The sequence below is a fragment of the Pseudoteredinibacter isoporae genome (genome assembly GCF_040372805.1).
Lineage (GTDB): Bacteria > Pseudomonadota > Gammaproteobacteria > Pseudomonadales > Cellvibrionaceae > Pseudoteredinibacter > Pseudoteredinibacter isoporae_A.
The window spans coordinates 60,976-80,574 of record NZ_BAABWJ010000002.1; the positions used below are offsets into that span (position 1 = coordinate 60,976).

Genomic DNA, 19,599 nt, shown 5'->3' on the forward strand with positions numbered 1-19,599 from the left:
GTTGAAGTCGATTTGCAGTAAGGAGATTGGCAGGAGGCTGATCACACTGGTTTACCGGTTAGGATAGGATAACCGAACGTCGCACCATTTTTCTCCAGTACTTCACTGTATTAAGTTCCCATCTGTTTTTGTCGATGCCCGTCCTTGGGCGATCAAACGATCTTTGCATTTTTGTGGCACTTTTATGTCACAGGGTATGCCACCCAATATATCACCGGTTTATTCCGCGGCCTCATAAATGGCGTAAAACTTTTGCGCGTGGCCAATGCTTTCCCAGGTGCCTTTAAAACCGGCGGGAATGGCGAAAGCGTCTCCGGCTTTGACCGCTTCACATTGACCGTCTTCACTGCAAATAATCGCCTCCCCGCTGATCATGTAACAGAACTCATCTTCGCTGTATTCAATATTCCATTTGCCTTCTTCAGAGCGCCAGACACCGCAGAAGAAATTCTCGGCGGCATTGGTAAACATATTGTGGGTTTCCTGCATCGGCTGACCACTGATGAGCTTGGCCGGGTCAATCGGACCGCTTTCGCCGCCGGCACTGGAAGCAGGCAGGCGCAGAATGGATTTGGACATGATAGTATTCTCAAAATTGAATGATGATTCGGTAATTTAATGGCTCGGAGATTGGAGGTCAAGGCGGTTATACTGGCATCTTCCATAACGCGCCCTTGCTAACCCACCAATCAGGTTCGAATACTTAATGAGCACCATCATTTCCCAGCGTCAATCCAGTCCAAGTGAAGCATTGCTCCAGTCCGATTTACCTGAGCTGCTGAAGCGCATATACGCCAGCCGTGGTGTCGAGCAGCTGGAGGAGCTGGAATTACAACTGGCGAAATTGCCCCAGCCCGCACAACTCAAGGGTATTGATCAAGCCGTGGCGCGTTTGTGGCGGGCGATAGAAAAGCAGGAACGAGTGCTGATTGTGGGTGACTTTGACGCCGATGGCGCCACCAGTACTACGGTGGCTATGCAAGCCTTGCGGGCCATGGGCTTATGCCATGTCGACTTTCTGGTGCCTAATCGTTTTGAGTATGGCTATGGTCTCACGCCTGAAATCGTTGAGGTTGCGGCGAGTGCTTCCGATAAGCCGGATCTGCTGGTCACCGTGGACAATGGGATTTCCAGCGTGGAAGGGGTCGCTCGCGCCAAAGCGCTGGGGATGGATGTGCTGGTGACGGATCATCACTTACCCGGTGATGAGTTGCCAGAAGCCGTTGCAATTGTGAACCCGAATCAACCGGGCTGTCCTTTCCCGAGTAAAAACCTCGCGGGTGTCGGTGTCATTTTCTACGTGATGTTGGCATTGCGTAAGCACCTTCGCGAGGTGAACTGGTTTGCCGATCAGGGCTTGTCTGAGCCGAATCTGGGAACGCTGTTGGATCTCGTTGCCCTTGGCACGGTGGCTGATGTGGTGACTTTGGATCACCCTAATCGAATATTGGTCCAGCAGGGCTTGGCTCGAATTCGTGCGGGGCAATCGCGCCCAGGCATTCAAGCTCTGCTTAATGTCGCAGGGCGCCCCTGTGACAAAATCAGCTCAGTCGATCTCGGCTTTGTTCTTGGGCCGCGTTTAAATGCGGCCGGACGACTGGATGATATGAGTCTTGGGATTGATTGTCTGATGGCACCTCATGACGCTCACGCTGCTGAGTTGGCTACCCAGTTGGACGACTTAAATCGTGATCGAAAAAGCATCGAGCAATCCATGCAACAACAGGCACTTAGTACGCTGTCCCAGATTCATCTGGATGAGCAACAGATGCCATGGGGCTTAAGTCTCTACCAGGCCGATTGGCATCAGGGGGTGATCGGTATTTTGGCCTCCCGTATCAAAGACAAATACCACCGTCCTGTCATTATTTTTGCCGATGAAGACAGCGATGTCGGTACCATCAAGGGGTCAGCGCGCTCCATTGCAGGTCTCCATATTCGTGATGCATTGGATACCGTTGCCGCGCGTAATCCCGGCTTGCTGAACAAATTTGGTGGTCATGCAATGGCGGCAGGAATGAGTTTGGCCAAAGATCGTTTCGATGATTTCCAGAAGGCTTTCGACGAGGTTGTCAGGGAACGGTTAACGGCCGATGATCTGCAAGCAAAAATCATCAGTGACGGCGCTCTGGCTAATGAAGAGCTCAGTATGCCGATTGCTGAAATGCTGCAGGCGGCCGGGCCCTGGGGGCAGAACTTCCCGGAGCCGAGTTTTGATGGGGCGTTCTTTCTGGTTAATCAACGCATTGTGGGCGACCGTCACCTCAAGTTTACTGTGAGCTTGGAAAGCGGTGGCCAACAGCTCATCGATGCTATTGCGTTTAATATCGATACTGATCAATGGCCGAACTATCGCGCGGAGCGTTTGCGTCTATCGTACAAATTGGATGTTAATGAGTTTCGCGGTCGTCGAAGTTTGCAGTTGCTGGTGAATCATATTGAGGTTCTGTAAAAAATGGTCAGGCGACGGTAGCTAATTGAGCCATTCTTATTACAGTGGCTCGTGCTCGGCATGGCAGACTGTCGAGCCGCAATAACAATAACAACAATAACGACAACGGAATCGCACATGAAAATATTTCTTACTGGAGCCTCAGGCTTTGTCGGCAAGGCCGCTCTTGCTATGTTAGTGAATCGTGGCCATGAGGTGGTGGCCATGTCTCGTCGCTCCGAGAGTGATGAATTGATCGAATCTTTGGGAGGGCAAGCCCAACGTTGTGATTTGAATTCAATCCGTGCAGAACACATTGGCGATTGCGACACGGTCATTCACAGCGCCGCCTATGTCGAAGCCTGGGGGCCGAAAGACGCTTGGTTCAATGCAAATGTGTTAGGCACTGAGAATATGCTACAGGCCGCCCGACAAGCCGGTGTGAAACGCTTTATCCATATTGGAACAGAAGCGGGGCTTGTGTATGGTCAGGACCTTTTTAACGCTGATGAAAACTATCCCCTTGCCCCTGAGTCCCCTTATCCCTATTGCGCCAGTAAGGCACAGGCTGAGCAGCGTGTGAAGGCGGCTAATAGCGCAGAGATGAGCTGCTTGGTTCTTCGCCCCCGCTTTATCTGGGGCCCTGGGGATCAAACGTTGTTGCCGGCAATTGAGCAAATGTGTGAGCGAAATGCCTGGGTATGGATCAATCACGGCAAAGCCATGACATCTTCCACTCATATTGATAACTTGGTTCATGCCATTGAGCTCGCCTTGACCCAGGGCGAAGGCGGTGAAGCGTACTTTGTGCTCGATGACGGCGATCACAGTTTGCGTGAGATGATTGAAGGGCTTGCGGCCAGTAAGGACTTGCGGCTGGGCGACAAAAACCTGCCGCTGTGGTTCGCGGAAGCATTGGGGGCAATATGCGAAAGCACCTGGCGCTTGCTGAACCTTTCCAGTGAACCCCCATTGAATAAATACGCCGTTATGGTGATGTCTCGACACTGCACTCTGGACGACAGCAAAGCGCGTCGGGAGCTGGGGTATCGTCCGCTCATCTCTTGGAAAGAGGGAATGGCTCAGCTTCAACAAAATGCGTAAAAACAGTGCTGCCGGAGCCTCGAAATTCAGGCCCGACTTTCCTTGTTTTAGATCAGCAAAAGGGTCGTTTGCATATGGTATATAAGTGTCATGTTGAACTTATAAACTGAATAAGCTGCTGATGTATCGGGAACACTTCAATCTGGCTTCATGAAGAAAACAGCTTATGCCAAGTGGACGAATTTGAAACTAGGAGAGAAACCGTGAAAGACAATACCGTGAACACTGAAAGCCTGCCCAACAACAGCGAACTGGCGGAAATCGACTTTAGCGCTGTGAATGAGGAAACGCTGGAAACCTTAGCCGGTGAAGCGGCCAGCGCCATGGTGGACGGTGAGAATTCTGTGGATCATTTACACCACTTGGCCGAACTGCGTAAAGACCCGGAAGCGATTCGAAAATTATTTCTGAGCGGCGAGTTTCCCTACAAAACGAAACTCAAACGTCAAGATTACGATCGCAAAAAGCGTCAGCTGCAAATCGAATTACTCAAAGTTCAAAAGTGGGTCAAAGAAACCGGACAGAAAATCGTCATGATTTTCGAGGGGCGTGATGCCGCCGGTAAAGGGGGAGCGATCAAGCGCTTTACCGAGCACTTGAATCCTCGTGGCGCCCGCGTGGTCGCATTGGAAAAGCCGTCTGAGAACGAAGCGGGACAATGGTATTTCCAACGTTACATCAAGCACTTGCCCACGCGAGGTGAAATGGTGCTGTTTGACCGTTCTTGGTACAACCGCGCGGGCGTAGAACGTGTGATGGAATTCTGTACTCCGGAAGAGTATCTGGAATTTATGCGGCAGACACCCGAGTTGGAGCGCATGATGGTGCGCAGTGGGATTCGCCTATTCAAATATTGGTTTTCGGTGGGGCAGGAGGAGCAGGCCCGCCGGTTTGAAGGCCGTGCCAATGATCCTTTGAAACAATGGAAACTCTCACCGATTGATAAAGCGTCACTAAGCAAGTGGGACGAGTACGCCGAAGCCAAAGAGGCGATGTTCTTCTATACGGATACAGCTGATGCGCCGTGGACGATTGTGAAATCGAATGACAAGAAACGCGCGCGTCTGGCCTGCATGATGCATTTCCTGAACAGCCTGCCTTACCCAGATAAAGATGAGCATGTGGTTCGTCGTCCGGATCCTCTGATTGTCGGCCACAGCGAACATATCATTGCCAAATCCAAGCATATTTTGGGGCACCATCTGGGGGATTGGTAAGGGCTTGATGATGCCACAATAGATTGATGCATAGGCCGGGTGACCCCCGGCCTTTTTGTGGGTGCCGCGGTTAAGCAAACCCCTATGCAGGGTTAACAGCTCACCCTATGTTCAGCATGGATGAGGTAAACTGCTATGCTTGCAGGAAAATCACAATAAGGAAGCCTGATGCCTCATCTGGAACTCGTCGTTGCCCTAGTCCTTGTCGTTGCCATGCTGTGCCAGTGGTTGGCCTGGAGGGTGAAACTGCCCGCCATTTTATTTCTGCTGTTGAGCGGTTTGATCGCGGGGCCGGTGACGGGGTGGGTGAACCCGGATGCTATGTTAGGGGATTTACTGATGCCGATGGTGTCGATGTCGGTCGCCATTATCCTGTTCGAAGGTAGCCTGACGCTGAATCTGAAAGAAATCCAAGGCGTGGATAGGGTCGTACGACGTATGATTACTGTAGGGGCCTTGGTGACTTGGGTGGTTGTGGCTATCGCCACTCATATGATTTTCAATTTCAGTTGGCAGGTGAGTGCGCTCTTCGGGGCCATTGTGATTGTCACCGGTCCAACAGTGATTGTACCCATGCTGCGAGCTGTGCGTCCCACCGCCAAAATTGCCAACATTCTGCGCTGGGAAGGTATTGCGATTGATCCCGTTGGGGCATTGATGGCTGTTATTACCTTTGAGTTTATTCTCGCAAGTGTGAACAATCTGCCCGCCAGCCATGTGTTCCTCTTGTTCCTGGAAGCCGTTGGGGCGGGTACCGCTATTGGGGTGGCTGCCGGGATTATTCTCGGTTTGTTGCTCAGCAAAAACCTGATACCGGAATACCTGCAGAACATTGCCACCTTGAGTTTGGTATTGATTGCGTTCAGTGGTTCGAATGCTCTGGTGCATGAGTCCGGTTTAATCGCGGTTACCGTGATGGGAATGTGGTTGGCCAACAAGTCGGATCTGGATATTCATCCGATTCTGAATTTTAAAGAACACCTCAGTTTGCTGCTGATTTCCATGCTGTTTATTCTCCTGGCCGCGCGGATCGATCTTCAACAACTGGCAGATATTTTTTGGCCAGCCCTGACGCTATTGCTGGTGCTGCAGTTTGTGGCTCGACCACTGAAAATTCTGGTGAGTACCTGGGGGCTGGATGTCAGTTGGCCAGAACGCGGTTTGCTCGCCTGGATTGCGCCAAGGGGGATTGTGGCGGCAGCTATTTCGGCGATTTTTGCCGATCGTCTATTGGCCGCCGGTTTTGAGGAGGCCGCGTTGCTAGTGCCCATGACCTTTTTCATGATCATTGGCACCGTGGTATTGCAAAGCAGCACTTCACGCCTTTTGGCTCGTTGGTTGGGGGTTGCGGAACCAACGCCGAGAGGGTTTCTCGTGGTAGGTGCCAATGCCTTTTCACGAGCACTGGCCAAAGAGTTTCAGCGCCACGATTTGCCTTGTCTATTGGTGGATTCCAACTGGAATGATATTCGCCAGGCGCGCATGGACGGGCTGGATACTTTTTATGGTAACCCGGTTTCAGACCACGCCGAAACGTATCTGGATTTAAGTGGCATGGGAAGCTTGCTTGCCATTTCCAGGCAGCAACATTTAAACGCTATTTCAGCGGTGCATTTTCGCGCGGATTTTGGCAGCGATCGCATTTACAGTTTGATGTCCGTCCGCGACATGAATAGCTTTGATAAGCATCAGTTTGCCGACAGTTATCAGGGGCATAAATTGTTTGCCGAAGACATCAGCTACTACGACCTGGCGACTAAGATGAACAAGGGCGGTGAAATCAAAAGCACGAATATCACCGAGGAATACAGTTGGGAAATGTACCAATCCGATTATCAGGGTAAGCGTATTCCGTTATTCATCATTTCTTCGAAAGGTAAGGCGCAACCTGTTCTGGTGGGAGACGACACGCAGCCGGAACCGGGCTCAACCATTCTTGCACTGGCCGAGGCTGATGCTCAGGAAGCTGTGAAAAAACAGGAAAAGCAGCTCGAGAAAAAGAAGAAAAAGCAAAACAAAAAGAATGGTGATGTGGATCAGCCCAGCTTACCGGGGTTGGATCCAGAGCCCTCGTGAACAGCCACTGAGCGTCTCGCCAGGTGGCCCACTGTCGGTTGGTTTATAGTGCAAAATAAACGCCAGAAATAGTTCGGGTCATCTTGGCAGTCCTCGCTGTTATCTGTCATTAGTCGCCATTATAAAGCACTGTTATTTCCCCTATGATGAAGAAATGACGAGTGCATTCCTGCCAGTTTTTGTGTGGTTATTCACGTTGCGGCAGGCATTCGATGTTTATTGAGCACGACAGGAGAGGGCAGCTATGGCTGGAAATAGAGAGTTTGGAATTGTGGTCTACGGTGCGACAGGTTACACCGGGCGCCTGGTATGTGAATATTTAAATCAGCAGTATGGCGTGAACGGTGATGTTGTGTGGGCGATGGCTGGCCGCAGTGAAGAGAAGTTGGCGGCCGTAAGAGATGAAATGGGTATTCCCAGTAACATCCCAATGTTGGTTGCCGATGCCAGCAACCCAGAAAGCATTCAGGCCTTGGCATCGCGCGCTCAGGTAGTGCTGACGACCGTAGGCCCGTATCAGTTGTATGGCAATGACTTGGTTAAAGCCTGTGCAGAAGCGGGTACCGACTATGTTGATCTCTGTGGAGAACCTGCTTGGATGCACGAGATGATTGGCGCCCATCAGGAGGCCGCTAAAGCCAGCGGCGCTCGCATTGTCTTTTCCTGTGGTTTTGATTCTGTACCATTCGATTTGGGCGTTCACTTTTTGCAACAGGCCGCACAGGAAAAGTTTTCCGCCCCCTTACCTAGAATTAAAGGGCGGGTACGTGCCATGAATGGCACATTCTCGGGCGGAACGCTTGCCAGTTTTAAAGCCACGATGGCGGCTGCGGCTAAAGATCCTGAACTCGTGAATGTTTTGATGAATCCTTTTGCGCTGACCGGCAGTTTTAATGGCCCGGAGCAACCCAGTGGTCTGACGCCGATTTACGAAGATGATTTGAAGAGTTGGTCCGCTCCCTTTGTGATGGCAACCATCAATACCAAAAACATTCACCGCTCCAATTTTCTGATGGGGCACCAATACGGTGAAGATTTCAGCTACGATGAAATGATGCTTACCGGACCGGGTGATAACGGTGAAGCGATGGCTAAGGCGATTGCTGAAGATAAGTCCATGGCCAATGATCCTAAAAAGCCAGGCGAGGGTCCGAGTAAAGAAGAACGGGAAAATGGTTTCTACGATGTGATGTTTGTCGGCAGCAATGGCTCAGGCGATTCCTTAGTGGCCAGTGTTAAAGGCGACAAGGATCCAGGCTACGGTTCTACCTGTAAGATGATTGCCGAAAGTGCCGTATGTCTCCTGAAGAACCCGGAAGCGGCCAGTGGTGGTGTTTGGACGCCTGCATCGGCAATGGGCGGCTTATTGATTGAACGTTTGCAGGCCAATGCGGGTTTGACCTTCGCGCTTGAGTAAACGCTCGGCTGGACAATTTTAGCTGCGTTAAACGGTTTCTGAATGGGCTCGCTTTTTCAACACGATGACGTATACTCGTCAACAATCAGACATGAGCCCTTTATTATGATCGCTGTATACGCTTTCGCTTATCTAAACCTACTGTGGATTAAGGTCCGCAGCGGGTAGCTATTGTCTACACAGCTGCGGAATATTCCGCGGCTTGTTTCCCTGTCCTGGTTTATTCCGCAGCTCAACCCAAAGCCGGAATATAAATCAGGAGCCCAATCCGTGAACGAAAATACCAAAGGCATCATGCTCGTCTGCTTAGGCACGACGCTGTTTTCCAGTAAATCAATTTTAATACAGTGGGCATTCAATGCTGGTGCATCCGTGGACCAACTGATGTTGATTCGCATGCTGATTGCGTTGCCATTCTATTGTCTTGCTGGCTTGTGGGCCTGGAAAAAACTTGAGCATAAGCCGCCGTTTCATGCATTGGTGTTAATGGCCTTGCCGGGATTTGCCTGTTACCACATCGCAAGTTATCTGGACATGTGGGCGCTGCAGTTTTTGACCGCTGGCCTGGAACGGATTGTCCTTTTCAGCTATCCGATTATGGTTGTGCTCATCCAGGCTTTTCTTGGGCATTCGATTCATCGTCTCCAGTGGTTGGGACTGGCGGTCGCCTATTTGGGAGTGCTGTTGTTTTTTCGTCAAGATGTGCAGCTGTATCAAAGCACCTCATTGCTTGCCGTAGTGGCCGTTTTCCTGGCGGCAGTTCTGACCGCTTATTATGTGTTGGCAAGCCAGAAGTATGGGCGCCAGTTCAGCAGCGACTTTTTCACGGCGGTTGCAATGGGTGTTACAGGACTCACGATTCCCAGTCATTTCGTGGCTATGAATGGCTTTAATATATCGGGTATTGGTTTGGATATTTGGGCCTATGGCGCCTTTTTGTCTATTGTGTTGACCGTATTCGCTTCGTTTGTATTAAACCGGGGAATTGCTCTTGCTGGTGCTCAAAAAGGCAGTGTAGCCGGTATGCTGGGCCCCATGATGACGCTGATGATGGCCGCCTGGGTACTGAATCAACCATTCACGGCGATGCATGGTGTCGCGGTGGCCGTAACGGTTGTTGGGGTCGGCTTGGTGACTCAATCGAATAAACTGAGGCGTTGGTTCAACAGCAGACGAGTGCTGGCGTAGATTCGTCTGCGTCATGGCTTGCGTTTTCAGTGTGCCGTCATCGGCTTCACTTTGAACGCAGAGTCATGGGATGGTTGGGATTTAACTGGAGTAAATCCCAACGGTTTCCATACAAGTCTTCAAAAACGGCGACCATTCCGTAACTTTGTTGTTTGGGTGGCCTGACAAACTGGACGCCTGCCGAGACCATTCGCTCATAATCCCGCCAAAAGTCATCCGTATTCAAAAACAGGAATACTCGCCCTCCCGCTTGATTGCCTATGAATGGCTCTTGTTCCGGTTTAGAGGCTTTGGCCAGCAGTAGCGTTACGCCCTGTGAGCCCGGTGGGGAAATGACCACCCAACGTTTGTCCTGCTCTGGTTGATAGGTATCTTCGATCAGTTCAAACTTTAAGGTGTTGACGTAAAATTCGATGGCTTCGTCGTAGTCGCGAACCACCAGGGCGATATGAACGATGGCTTGTTTCATAGCTTGTGTTCTTCCGTTTTTCATTGCGGCGGGGTCAGTTTGAAGGGCCGGTTTTGGGCTAGAGCGTCTGATACACCATGTCTGTCCACATTGCTAAAACGGCTAAAAAGTTAATCGTAAACACAATGCCACGCAATCGAATATTGCGGGTGCCAATCTGAATAATACTGTGAAGCACGCGGCCAGCAACAAAAGCCCAGGCTAAATAGCATTGTAGTTGGCTTACCGCGTCTCCTTCAGCGAGCAGCAGCACACAGGCTATGTAGAAAAAAAGGGGCCACTCAAATTGGTTTTTGAGGTTATTGGTAATCCGGGTTTCACATGCATGCCACGGGTTTGAGCCGTCATTCATTTGCCATAAACCCCAGACTTTGGGGGCTCGGGCGATCGTAAGCAATACATAGAGAAAGGCACACAGTGCAATGTGCGAGAACATCGGGAGTATAAGAGGGTTATCGGTCAATGCTTATTCCTCCAAGGGGCAATACATTCACTTTGCAATGCGTCGACATAGCGGCCGGTGTAAACATCGAGCCTATGAGAGTTCGTACGAGCCCTGATGGTTTTTAGTTTTCTTGGCTGCCGGGAACGTTGGCTTCAACGAGAAAACACTTCTAACACCGGGTGCCCGAGGTATACCGCTGCGATGACAAGCAACGTCGTGTACGCAGTCAGTTTGATGGTCATTGAGAGTGCTGTCCAGATGCCGCCAAGTTTGTCCTGCGATGTTGTGTCTACCGCGTGTTGAAAAATATCCAAGCGTTCCCGCCAGGGTTGTTGCTTGGGATTGTATTGTTTCGCATAAATGCTCTCCAATGTTTTAACAAAATCACGCTTGTTGGTTTTGTCTGCCAACATCTTGAAGGCGCTGATGTCGCATGCACATGCACTGTGTTGTAAAAAGTCTCGTCGAATACGGTGCTTGAGAGCGTTTGGCCAGGCGATGCTGGCCCATTTGAGTAGCCAATAACTCAGATTTTCATGGCGTGCCGCCCGAACCAGGTTTTGAGCCAGAACAAGTTCTTGTTGTTCCTCTGTCATCACGCGCAGTAAGCCGGTAGAGAAATACACTTGAGGTTTAAACAGGCCAATGCACCGCGCAATAGGCCTTTGACTGTCGAACCAGCGATAGCCTAATGTGTCCGTCTCAGACAGTTGTTGCAGCATGCGCTCGTAGCGATGATTACCCCTGATTTGCCACAGCATACTGATGCAGAGTACGAGAATCGCCGCCGCACCCAATGCAAGGCTGGAACTGCTCAATAGAGTACTCATTTCAATGTGCACGGTATGAGGGGCGCAGGATTCATTATGGCAATGGCTTGCCACCAGAGGGAAGGCGAGTTCTGGGCTGGCCAGAATCAGAATGCTCAAGCTTGCGGCGAGTGGGGGGAGCAAGCTAAAGAAAAAGGTGTAGTTCGTTGCCCTTTGAGGGCTGCACTGGTTGAGTTGGCGGGAAAACAAGGGGTAAAGTGCCGCTGAAACCCAGGATAAAACGATGCTTAGGAGAACCCAGCCCAACAGATAGTAGGCGAAAGTGATGAGCGAATTAGTCATGGCCATCTTCGGCCGCTTGCAGGCTTTTCAAGATCGGGTCGGGTAACAGGCTTTTGTTTTGTCGTGCACTTTCCTGGTCAACATAGGAAACAAAACCCGAAATCATTGGAGCGATGTCGCCTTCGCTGAATTGATCGGCAATGTCACCAAGCAGCTGACCAATGATGGTGCTGCGGCTCACAATGGCGCGATAGACATAGTGGCGTCCTTGTTTCTGCCTGGAGATCAGTTCTTTTCGATGTAAGCGTTCCAACGTGCTTTGCACCGTACTTAAGCTAAGTGAACTTTCCCCACAGAGAGTCAACACATCACGGGCGGACAAGACTTCCTGGTCCCAAAGAATTTTCATCACCTCCAGCTCGCGTTCACCAAGATTGGGAGCCGGCTTTTTCAGCTGTTTTTGACCCAAGAGCTGCTCCAGCCCTAAGCCGATGGTCTTCATAAAGTCGATCCCTTATCGGTTTTCGCTTACGGGTAGACAATGCCTTCCAATCCAAACCGTCCGTTTCAGTGTAAGCGGGCCGTAGTCTAGCAACAGTATTGAAGCAGATAAACGATGAAGCGCATATTTTCCCTTTTTTTACCGTTAAGTCAGCTCGCTTTGGCCCAAGCGGACACTATCGAAACCGTGGTCGTGGAGGGACGACAATCCAACCTGCTTGGTAAGGCGATATCTGCATCGGAAGGTGTAATTGGTGCGAAAGAAATTGCTTTGCGCCCCTTACTTCGCACCGGTGAGGTTCTGGAGCTGGTTCCGGGAATGGTGGTCACTCAGCACAGCGGTACCGGCAAAGCCAATCAGTATTTTCTCAGAGGCTTCAATCTTGATCACGGCACAGACTTCGCAAATGTTGTTGATGGCATGCCGGTCAACATGCGCAGCCATGGTCACGGCCAGGGCTATACTGATTTGAATTTTATTATCCCGGAAACGATTGCCAGCGTTGCCTATAAAAAAGGGGCGTATTATGCCGATGTAGGTGACTTCAGTGGCGCGGGCAGTGCCCACATAAAGACACTGAGCACGCTTGATGGCGGCAGAATTGGTTTGGCAGCCGGCAAAGATGGCTATCAACGCCTATTACTGCTGAATGGATTCGAGTTGGCGGGTGGTGAAACGGTTATGGCGCTGGAAGGCAGTCGCTATGACGGTCCCTGGTCGGGTATTCAGGAAGATCTGGAGAAAACCAATGTATTGCTGAAGCACACCCAACCTTTAGGGACGGGGCGCTTGAGCGTTGCGTTCATGGCTTACGACAATCAATGGAATAGCGCAGACCAAATTCCTTCTCGCGCGGTAGCGCAGGGGGTGATCAGTGAGCTCGGGGTGATTGATGACAGTCTGGGTGGTGAGTCGAGTCGCTACAGTGTGAATGTCGACTGGCAGCAAGACGCCTGGCATGCCTCAGCGTACCTCATTCAATACGATCTGAGTTTGTGGTCCAATTTTACGTACTATCTTGATGACGACAATGACGGTGATCAGTTTGAGCAACTTGATGACCGCCGAGTGTACGGTGGTCAACTGAATTATCTGCAACAAACCCGTTGGGCGGGGCATGCGGTCAGTAACCGTTTTGGCGCCGATGTCCGTGTGGATGACATTGATGAAGTTGGGCTTTATCAAACACAGGCGCGTCAACGGTTGGGCGTGAAACGCAGCGATCAGGTCGAAGAGATGAGCGTGGGACTCTACTGGGAAAACCGGATAGCCTGGTCCGAGCAGTTACGCACAGTTTTAGGGGTTCGTTACAATTATCTGGATTTTGAGGTGAACGATCGGGCAGGTGTGAATCAGAGCGGCGTTGATCTTCGTGTGAACAGTGGCCAGGGCGACGACGATATTGTTTCTCTCAAAGGCAGCATTATTTACAGCGTATCTGATGAATGGGAAGTTTATGCCTCTGCGGGCCAGGGGCTGCATTCCAATGATGTACGGGGAGCAACAATTCGCATCGATCCAGACAGTGGAGACTCGGTAAATACCGTTGACCCATTAGTACGCTCTTTTGGTTATGAGGCGGGTGTGCGCGCATTTTTCCATGAGCGTTTGAATGCTTCCATTGCCCTGTGGTCATTGGAGTTGGACAGTGAATTGTTGTTTGTTGGTGATGCGGGTAATACTGAAGCGAGTCGCGCATCAGAACGACAGGGTATTGAGTTGACGGCTTATTATCATTTTAACGAGCATTGGAGCGCCGATCTGGAATACGCCTACACTGATGCGGAATTCAGTGATTCTGCGCCAGAGGGCAATGATATTCCCGGTGCTATTGAGCAGGTATTGCAAGCGGGTATCAGTGCTGATTTTGCGAACGGTTGGTTTGGCAGTTTGCGCCTGCGTCATTTTGGTGAGAGACCACTGATTGAAGATGGCTCCGTTACTTCTGACGACAGTACGATCTGGAATCTGAGAGCAGGTTATCGAAGCGGACATTGGTCGGTATACACCGATGTTCTCAATCTCAGCGACAGCGATGCCCATGACGTGGATTACTATTATGAATCCCGTTTGCGTGGAGAGGCGGGTGGCGTTGAAGATATTCACTATCACGTAATTGAACCGCGTACCGTGAGAGTGTCGTTGGAATACCGCTATTAATCTGTCCAGATAAATTGATTGCGTAAAGCCTGGTCGAATTCGATCAGGCTTTTTTTACAAACTTTGCCGTTACCATCATGTCACTGGCTCCACTGATCTTGCAGTCAAGTTGGTGGTCTTTGGCATCGACAACGCGTCGTATGAGTGCTTTGGTGCCGATTTTGAGGACCTGAGAACTGCCCTTTACTTTCAGATCTTTGATGAAAGTTACCTTATCACCAGCCTGCAGCAAGGTGCCATTGACATCTTTTACCGTGACAATGTCATCGTTTGACGATTCTTCTGAGGGATTCCATTCGTAGGCACATTCTGGACAGATCAGACTATCCTGATCTTGATAAACGTACTCAGAGTGGCATTTGGGGCAGGGGGGTTGGGACATGGTTTTTGACTTTCTCACGATAAATTCGCGTGTATATTACGGCATCAACGTCATGAAGCAAATGTTGTCTACATGGCATTTGATTTACTGCCCTCGATGACGTTCCATTACCCAACGGATCGCATAGTATAACCCGCCACCCGCCAAGGCACTGTAAAGGCAGAGCTTGTGCAGCAGCTCTACGGATACTACACCCAGCAGTTCATTTTCAGCGTTAAATGGAAAGAAGGGTTCCATATCACTGTGCATGAGGCTATCGATAAGGACATGACTGTAGGAGCCGACAAAGGCGGACAGCAGCGCCACCCACCAAGAAATGTTGACCGTCCAGTTAGGGTTCATTTCCAATAGGTAGAGACCGACCTCAGAAAGATATTTGCCGCTTAGCGCAGAAAATACAGCGAGCAAACTTGCTCCCGCATAGCTGTGAGAGAAACCATGGAGGTGTCCTTCTCCCGTGATTAACACCAAAAGTGGTTGGATATCCATGACGATTTGTGACCAGCCAAACACCATCAGGCTGAAGCTGCCCTGCAGCAGCGCTTTGATAACAATTCCCGGGCCCATATGGAGAGGGGTAAATGGCATTGGTTTACCTTATTTGATACTGGCGCGTATTACAGGACTCCCCAGCAGGCCAAGTCTGAGTGAGGCTTAGCATTGCTTGCTTAAACACCGTTACAGTGTTTGCGCTTTATACACCGTCTTGCCTCCCTTGATGGTTTCCAGCACGCGAATATTTTTCAATTGTTGTGGCGGGATCATTAAGGGGTTGCGCTCTAAGATAACCAAATCAGCCAATTTACCTGGCTCGATGCTGCCTTTGCGATCTTCCTCATAGTGTTGGTAGGCCGCATTGATGGTGATGGCCTTGAGTGCATCTTTTACGCTCGCGCGTTGTGGTTTGCCCAGGGGCTGGCCGCTGCGAGTTTCACGATTGGCTGCCGTCCATAAGAGCAGTGGCATGTTGGGTGGGACGATAGGTGTGTCGTTGTGGATCGTGTATTTAAGACCTTCTTTTTTGGCGCTGACTAATGGGCTGATACGTTGGGCACGTTCGAGGCCGAGAACAGAATCTCGATGCCAATCACCCCAAAAGAATGTGTGTGCGACAAAGAACGAGGGAATAATGCCCAGCTCTTTCATGCGCTTAAGCTGATCATCGCGGACGGTTTGAGCGTGAATCATCACCGTACGGTCTTGGTGGATGCCGGCTTTCTTCAGCTTGCCCATGACTTGAATCAGCTGTTCAGCGGCAGCGTCACCATTACAGTGCGCTAAAACCTGCCAGCCTTTTTGAAAATACTCTTTGAGCTTCTCTTCGAGTTGTTCATCGCTAAGTATGGGGTACCCCTGATACTCTTCGCCCTGTCCGTGAGGTGGGTGATGATAGGGAGCAGACAGCCAAGCCGTTTTTCCCTGTGGAGAGCCGTCCAGCACGAGCTTGATGCCGGCGTTGCGGAAATGATGCGAATAAGGTTTGTCGAGGCCGGATTCAGGTGCGTATTGATTGAGATCGGTCCAGGCAGTGTAGGGGTAGGCGATAACGTCCAAATCCAAAAGCTGTTTATCCGCGGCTTCTTTGAGTAAAGCCATTCCAGCATTGGATGTCGCGCCATCTTGTACGGTGGTGATGCCGTATTGAGCGTAATAGCGATTTAACTCTGGCAAACGATTCAATTGCTCTTCCAAACCTTGCTGAGGAAAAATAGAGTGAATCGCGGCCATTGCGTTTTCTTCCAATACCCCATTAGGTTGTGTGCTGCCTTCTTCGCGGCGGAACACACCCCCTTCAGGGTTGTCACTGTCAGCGGTGATGCCTGCCATTTCAAGACACAAGGTATTGCAGGCACCCAAATGGCCAGACACGTGACGAACAAACACGGGAATGTCGGTACTGACTTTATCCAGATCGTGCCGGGTAGGGTGCCGTTTTTCAGCCAGCAGGGAGTCGTCATATCCCGCTCCCAAAATCCAATGTTTCCCACCGCCTGGGCTGCTGCTCTGTTTTTGCTGACCCATCTGGGCAATTAAATCGTCCATCGTTTTTACCGGACCAACGGGTGGAGAGGCGACATTGCGATAGGCCAGAAAATCCAGTGTCATCGTGTAGTGGCCGTGGGCATCAATAAACCCTGGAAGGAGACTGCGGCCATTGAGATCTCTTTTTTCACAGGGTTGTTGGCAGTTGATTTCCAATTCTGCCAAGCGTCCCGTTTGTTGGATTTTATCGCCGCGAACTAAGACGGCATCCAGAAAAGGTGCGCTGTCGACCATGCTCAGGATGGGGCCGTTATAGTACAGAGTATCGGCGTGAAGGTTGGCACTAATAAACGCAGCACCTAATAAACAAAAGGAGAGTGAAGAAAGAGATCGAGATGGCTTGCAGCGAACAGACGACATGGCTTTGGCCCTTATTCTACTTGTTTTTTTCAGGCTAAAGAATAGGTGACAGATGCTGGCGCTGCAATCATTTTTCAGGAAGAATTTGGGGTTTTTCTGACCGCTGAGGGAATTTAACTAATTCACGTCTAGAATTTGCTGAATTCGTGTCTCGGCATTGGTCATAACCCGAAAAGTGACGCGCCGGGAGCGGTCCAGATCCTCCTGGCCATAACGGTTGAGAATAGGATGGGAGGAAGAATAACCTACAGCGGCGATGTGTCCTTTAATCCAACTGCGATATGGCACGACAGCGGTCAATTGATACACGTAATCAAGAACCGAGCGCGTGCGTTCCTGCGACAATTCCATATTTAAAAAATAGGCCTCGGTGTCGCTGGTGTTCTCGTTCCAGATACTGCTGGTGTGGCCCTCAATACGCACCTCGCTGATGGAGTCGGAAAACTGTTCCAGCACACCCATATAGCGCGGGAAAAAATTATCCAACAAGGCCTGATAGCTAGGGCTCAATTCAGTTGCACCTTCACTGAACAAAATTTCAGATGAATTAAAAATAAAGGTCAGGGTGTCTTTATCAATTTCGGCATTCCAAGTGGCGAGATTGGGACCAAATTCCTTTTGCAGTGCTTGGTAAATGGCCAGTTGATTATCGCGATAGGCAATGGCGACTTGTTTTATTTTGTCCCGCTCCACCATGGCATCACGCATGAGGGCAACGGCGATAAACAAAAACACCACCATGAGCCCGGCCATCAAGTCAGAGACGGTGAGCCAATGATCTTTTTCCTGTTCCAGAGATTGCGATTGCTGTCGCTGGTTCAGGGCGAGTTTTTGAATCGGATCGCTCATGTGGATGATTTAACCGAATGCTTATTAATTGGCGTGCGTCAAAATACGATGCAGATCTTGGGTGAGTTTGATGTGCAGCTCAACAATCTTCAGGGATTCTTCAGCGTGCTGCGCCGACATTTGTTGCATGCTGTCGCTCACGCTCTCGACCATACTTTGCATATCGTTGTCGAAGGCTTCCCGGCTGCGGCCGGCGACACGCATCAGAGCATTACCGCTCTCACGAATTTGCTCGGCGAATTCCTGGCTTTCCAGGCCAATGTCTTTGCCGAGTTCTTCAAACTGCTGCTGCAATTTCTCTTGGCTGCTTTGCAGTGCTTCGTAATGGCCGTCGCTCTGCTCGCGAATATTCTGAGCCAGTTCCTGTAGCAATTTATTATTGTCGATCTGGCTTTGGCTGATGGCTTCAGCGGCTTTGTTCAACGCTTGACTGCTTTCCCCAAAGGCGTGCATCAATTGCTCTTGGCCGTCTTTCAAAGTCTGCTGCAGAGTATCTCTTTGGGCTTCACTGCTCTCCCGTAGAGCGTGGCCACTGTCTTGTAAGGCTTTACCACTGTCACTGATTTTCTCAGCACTCTCTTGAAGGGCCGTATGTAAGCGTTCCGAATTGTTTTGCAGGCATTCTTCCATGGATTTTGCGCCCTCGGCGAGCGATTGCTTCATCTGCTCGCTGCTTTCCTGTACTCCTTTACCCATTTGTTCGCTGGCCTGCTGAACACCGGCCAGAGTGTCTTTAATGTGTTGCTGCATATCAGGAACCGCCTGCGCAGCCTCATCGCGCATGTGTGCGAAGGCTTCCAAATGGCGTTCCAGCTCCTGAATTTGGTGCTGGTTCACTTCCATAATGCTTTGCCAGTTACCCAGGTTTACACCAATCTGTTGAGTTTGCTCATTGATGTTGGCCAATGCACTTTCAGTCTGGCTGATGGCCTGTACCCCTTGGTCGTAATTGCTGCGCATATCGGCGAGCTGATCACGGTAATTGTTCTGCCATTCCACCATTTCTTGCACGGCACTGTTCAAGCGGGAAAAGTTTCCGCCAAACTGTTCGCTGAAGTTCTGATTGAAGTCGCGAATCACGGTTTGCTGGGCTTTGGCCATTTGCTCAGCCGCAGCCTGGGAAAGATTCAGTGCAAATTTGTCGAGCTTCAGCCAGAGGTTTTTCTGGAAGGCCTGGAAAGCAACTTGCTGGTGTTTGGTTTCTTTCTGCGCGGCTTGAATATTGTGTTTGGATTCGGCGCGCAATGCCTGTAGTTGGCCGTTCAGGCTGCTTTGGTGTTCACCGGCGATGGACGATTGCAGAGCGAGTACGCCATCGCGCTGTTCGCGCATTACCTGGTATAGATCTTCAATCCCAATCTGTTCTTCGCTGGGCAAGTCTTCTTCCTGTTGTGGAGGATTCAGGAGGCCACTGGCGATTAAACTCTTGAAAATAATGGAGAGGCCCATACCCACCAAGCTGGTGGTGAAGGCGGTTTTCATACCTTGCAGCAGCATATCAATGCTGCCGTCGATATCGCCGATATTAAAACCGAGCAAGCCGGCAACAATCCCGCAAAAGGTACCCAGAATACCCAAGGAGGTCAGTAATGTTGGGGTGTAGTTGCAAAACGCCGGCGACTTATCCATTCGCTTGGCGTAAGCCGCATAAATAAACGCGGCCAGCATCAATACGATAAAGGCCTCGGTAATGGCCAATGCGCCTGAATTAGCGATCAGTGCTTCAATAGGCTTGGAAAACATCGACTCTCCTTATTGGCCAAGTCACTGATTATTCAAAGTATTTATATCTGCCGAACTATGCCTGTTCGGTGGTTGCATAGCAAGACTTCTATGGTTTATGCCCTCTGGCTTGAGGCTGATGTTGCTGCATAGACAACTAAACTGGACTGAGCTTGCGGTAC

Annotated in this window: 17 protein-coding genes; 7 read left to right on the forward strand and 10 right to left on the reverse strand. The window is 50.4% G+C overall.

Features of this window, described 5'->3' with window-relative positions:
• Window positions 1–219 precede the first annotated feature (219 nt).
• Complete coding sequence (locus ABWW03_RS06640; RefSeq protein WP_353407206.1) at window positions 220–579, reverse strand: cupin domain-containing protein; 360 nt, start codon at window positions 577–579, stop codon at window positions 220–222.
• A gap of 127 nt (window positions 580–706) precedes the next feature.
• Here ABWW03_RS06640 and recJ point away from each other — a divergent pair, with 127 nt between their 5' ends.
• From recJ to ABWW03_RS06670, 6 genes are all read left to right on the forward strand, one after another.
• Window positions 707–2,452: a single-stranded-DNA-specific exonuclease RecJ gene (gene recJ / locus ABWW03_RS06645; RefSeq protein WP_353407207.1), complete on the forward strand. Its 1,746-nt coding sequence runs from the start codon at window positions 707–709 to the stop codon at window positions 2,450–2,452.
• A gap of 117 nt (window positions 2,453–2,569) precedes the next feature.
• Complete coding sequence (locus ABWW03_RS06650; protein WP_353407208.1) at window positions 2,570–3,535, forward strand: NAD-dependent epimerase/dehydratase family protein; 966 nt, start codon at window positions 2,570–2,572, stop codon at window positions 3,533–3,535.
• A gap of 203 nt (window positions 3,536–3,738) precedes the next feature.
• A complete protein-coding gene (gene ppk2 / locus ABWW03_RS06655) occupies window positions 3,739–4,752 on the forward strand; it encodes a polyphosphate kinase 2 (protein WP_353407209.1) in 1,014 nt (337 codons plus the stop codon).
• A 168-nt stretch (window positions 4,753–4,920) separates the two neighbouring features.
• Window positions 4,921–6,828, forward strand: a complete 1,908-nt coding sequence (locus tag ABWW03_RS06660) for a cation:proton antiporter (protein ID WP_353407210.1) — start codon at window positions 4,921–4,923, stop codon at window positions 6,826–6,828.
• Window positions 6,829–7,072: 244 nt separating this feature from the next.
• Window positions 7,073–8,245 carry a saccharopine dehydrogenase family protein gene (locus tag ABWW03_RS06665; RefSeq protein WP_353407212.1) on the forward strand — a complete coding sequence of 391 codons (1,173 nt, stop codon included), beginning with the start codon at window positions 7,073–7,075 and terminating at the stop codon, window positions 8,243–8,245.
• 270 nt (window positions 8,246–8,515) lie between these two features.
• Entirely contained in the window at window positions 8,516–9,433 is a 918-nt protein-coding gene (locus ABWW03_RS06670; protein ID WP_353407214.1) for a DMT family transporter, read from the forward strand.
• Between the two features lie 46 nt (window positions 9,434–9,479).
• Here ABWW03_RS06670 and ABWW03_RS06675 read toward each other — a convergent pair whose 3' ends face one another.
• From ABWW03_RS06675 to ABWW03_RS06690, 4 genes are all read right to left on the reverse strand, one after another.
• Window positions 9,480–9,902: a VOC family protein gene (locus tag ABWW03_RS06675; protein WP_353407216.1), complete on the reverse strand. Its 423-nt coding sequence runs from the start codon at window positions 9,900–9,902 to the stop codon at window positions 9,480–9,482.
• A 58-nt stretch (window positions 9,903–9,960) separates the two neighbouring features.
• Entirely contained in the window at window positions 9,961–10,338 is a 378-nt protein-coding gene (locus tag ABWW03_RS06680; RefSeq protein ID WP_353407580.1) for an MAPEG family protein, read from the reverse strand.
• A gap of 161 nt (window positions 10,339–10,499) precedes the next feature.
• On the reverse strand, window positions 10,500–11,459 hold the full coding sequence (locus ABWW03_RS06685) for a hypothetical protein (RefSeq protein ID WP_353407217.1): 960 nt from the start codon (window positions 11,457–11,459) through the stop codon (window positions 10,500–10,502).
• Window positions 11,452–11,901: a BlaI/MecI/CopY family transcriptional regulator gene (locus ABWW03_RS06690; protein ID WP_353407219.1), complete on the reverse strand. Its 450-nt coding sequence runs from the start codon at window positions 11,899–11,901 to the stop codon at window positions 11,452–11,454. Before ABWW03_RS06690 ends, ABWW03_RS06685 begins: the two co-directional genes overlap by 8 nt.
• A gap of 114 nt (window positions 11,902–12,015) precedes the next feature.
• Here ABWW03_RS06690 and ABWW03_RS06695 point away from each other — a divergent pair, with 114 nt between their 5' ends.
• Entirely contained in the window at window positions 12,016–14,061 is a 2,046-nt protein-coding gene (locus ABWW03_RS06695; protein ID WP_353407220.1) for a TonB-dependent receptor, read from the forward strand.
• 43 nt (window positions 14,062–14,104) lie between these two features.
• On the opposite strand, the gene ABWW03_RS06700 is transcribed toward ABWW03_RS06695, so the two are convergent.
• The 5 genes from ABWW03_RS06700 to ABWW03_RS06720 all read right to left on the reverse strand — a co-directional run bounded on the left by ABWW03_RS06700 (window position 14,105) and on the right by ABWW03_RS06720 (window position 19,438).
• On the reverse strand, window positions 14,105–14,443 hold the full coding sequence (locus ABWW03_RS06700) for a zinc ribbon domain-containing protein YjdM (protein ID WP_353407221.1): 339 nt from the start codon (window positions 14,441–14,443) through the stop codon (window positions 14,105–14,107).
• Window positions 14,444–14,527: 84 nt separating this feature from the next.
• Window positions 14,528–15,031: a metal-dependent hydrolase gene (locus tag ABWW03_RS06705; protein WP_353407223.1), complete on the reverse strand. Its 504-nt coding sequence runs from the start codon at window positions 15,029–15,031 to the stop codon at window positions 14,528–14,530.
• Between the two features lie 90 nt (window positions 15,032–15,121).
• Window positions 15,122–16,846 (reverse strand): amidohydrolase, encoded by a 1,725-nt coding sequence (locus ABWW03_RS06710; protein WP_353407224.1) that lies wholly within the window; start codon window positions 16,844–16,846, stop codon window positions 15,122–15,124.
• 117 nt (window positions 16,847–16,963) lie between these two features.
• Window positions 16,964–17,695 (reverse strand): OmpA family protein, encoded by a 732-nt coding sequence (locus ABWW03_RS06715; RefSeq protein ID WP_353407225.1) that lies wholly within the window; start codon window positions 17,693–17,695, stop codon window positions 16,964–16,966.
• A gap of 24 nt (window positions 17,696–17,719) precedes the next feature.
• Window positions 17,720–19,438 (reverse strand): hypothetical protein, encoded by a 1,719-nt coding sequence (locus tag ABWW03_RS06720; RefSeq protein WP_353407226.1) that lies wholly within the window; start codon window positions 19,436–19,438, stop codon window positions 17,720–17,722.
• Window positions 19,439–19,599 lie beyond the last annotated feature (161 nt).

Bases quoted from the DNA above. Each gene is read 5' to 3' on its own strand.
- ABWW03_RS06720 (WP_353407226.1), bottom strand. From the start codon at position 19,438: ATGTTTTCCAAGCCTATTGAAGCACTGATCGCTAATTCAGGCGCATTG.
- ABWW03_RS06710 (WP_353407224.1), bottom strand. From the start codon at position 16,846: ATGTCGTCTGTTCGCTGCAAGCCATCTCGATCTCTTTCTTCACTCTCC.
- ABWW03_RS06690 (WP_353407219.1), bottom strand. From the start codon at position 11,901: ATGAAGACCATCGGCTTAGGGCTGGAGCAGCTCTTGGGTCAAAAACAG.
- ABWW03_RS06700 (WP_353407221.1), bottom strand. From the start codon at position 14,443: ATGTCCCAACCCCCCTGCCCCAAATGCCACTCTGAGTACGTTTATCAA.
- ABWW03_RS06640 (WP_353407206.1), bottom strand. From the start codon at position 579: ATGTCCAAATCCATTCTGCGCCTGCCTGCTTCCAGTGCCGGCGGCGAA.
- ABWW03_RS06715 (WP_353407225.1), bottom strand. From the start codon at position 17,695: ATGAGCGATCCGATTCAAAAACTCGCCCTGAACCAGCGACAGCAATCG.
- ABWW03_RS06705 (WP_353407223.1), bottom strand. From the start codon at position 15,031: ATGCCATTTACCCCTCTCCATATGGGCCCGGGAATTGTTATCAAAGCG.
- ABWW03_RS06660 (WP_353407210.1), top strand. From the start codon at position 4,921: ATGCCTCATCTGGAACTCGTCGTTGCCCTAGTCCTTGTCGTTGCCATG.
- ABWW03_RS06695 (WP_353407220.1), top strand. From the start codon at position 12,016: ATGAAGCGCATATTTTCCCTTTTTTTACCGTTAAGTCAGCTCGCTTTG.
- ABWW03_RS06650 (WP_353407208.1), top strand. From the start codon at position 2,570: ATGAAAATATTTCTTACTGGAGCCTCAGGCTTTGTCGGCAAGGCCGCT.
- ABWW03_RS06680 (WP_353407580.1), bottom strand. From the start codon at position 10,338: ATGTTCTCGCACATTGCACTGTGTGCCTTTCTCTATGTATTGCTTACG.
- ABWW03_RS06675 (WP_353407216.1), bottom strand. From the start codon at position 9,902: ATGAAACAAGCCATCGTTCATATCGCCCTGGTGGTTCGCGACTACGAC.
- ABWW03_RS06665 (WP_353407212.1), top strand. From the start codon at position 7,073: ATGGCTGGAAATAGAGAGTTTGGAATTGTGGTCTACGGTGCGACAGGT.
- ABWW03_RS06685 (WP_353407217.1), bottom strand. From the start codon at position 11,459: ATGACTAATTCGCTCATCACTTTCGCCTACTATCTGTTGGGCTGGGTT.
- recJ (WP_353407207.1), top strand. From the start codon at position 707: ATGAGCACCATCATTTCCCAGCGTCAATCCAGTCCAAGTGAAGCATTG.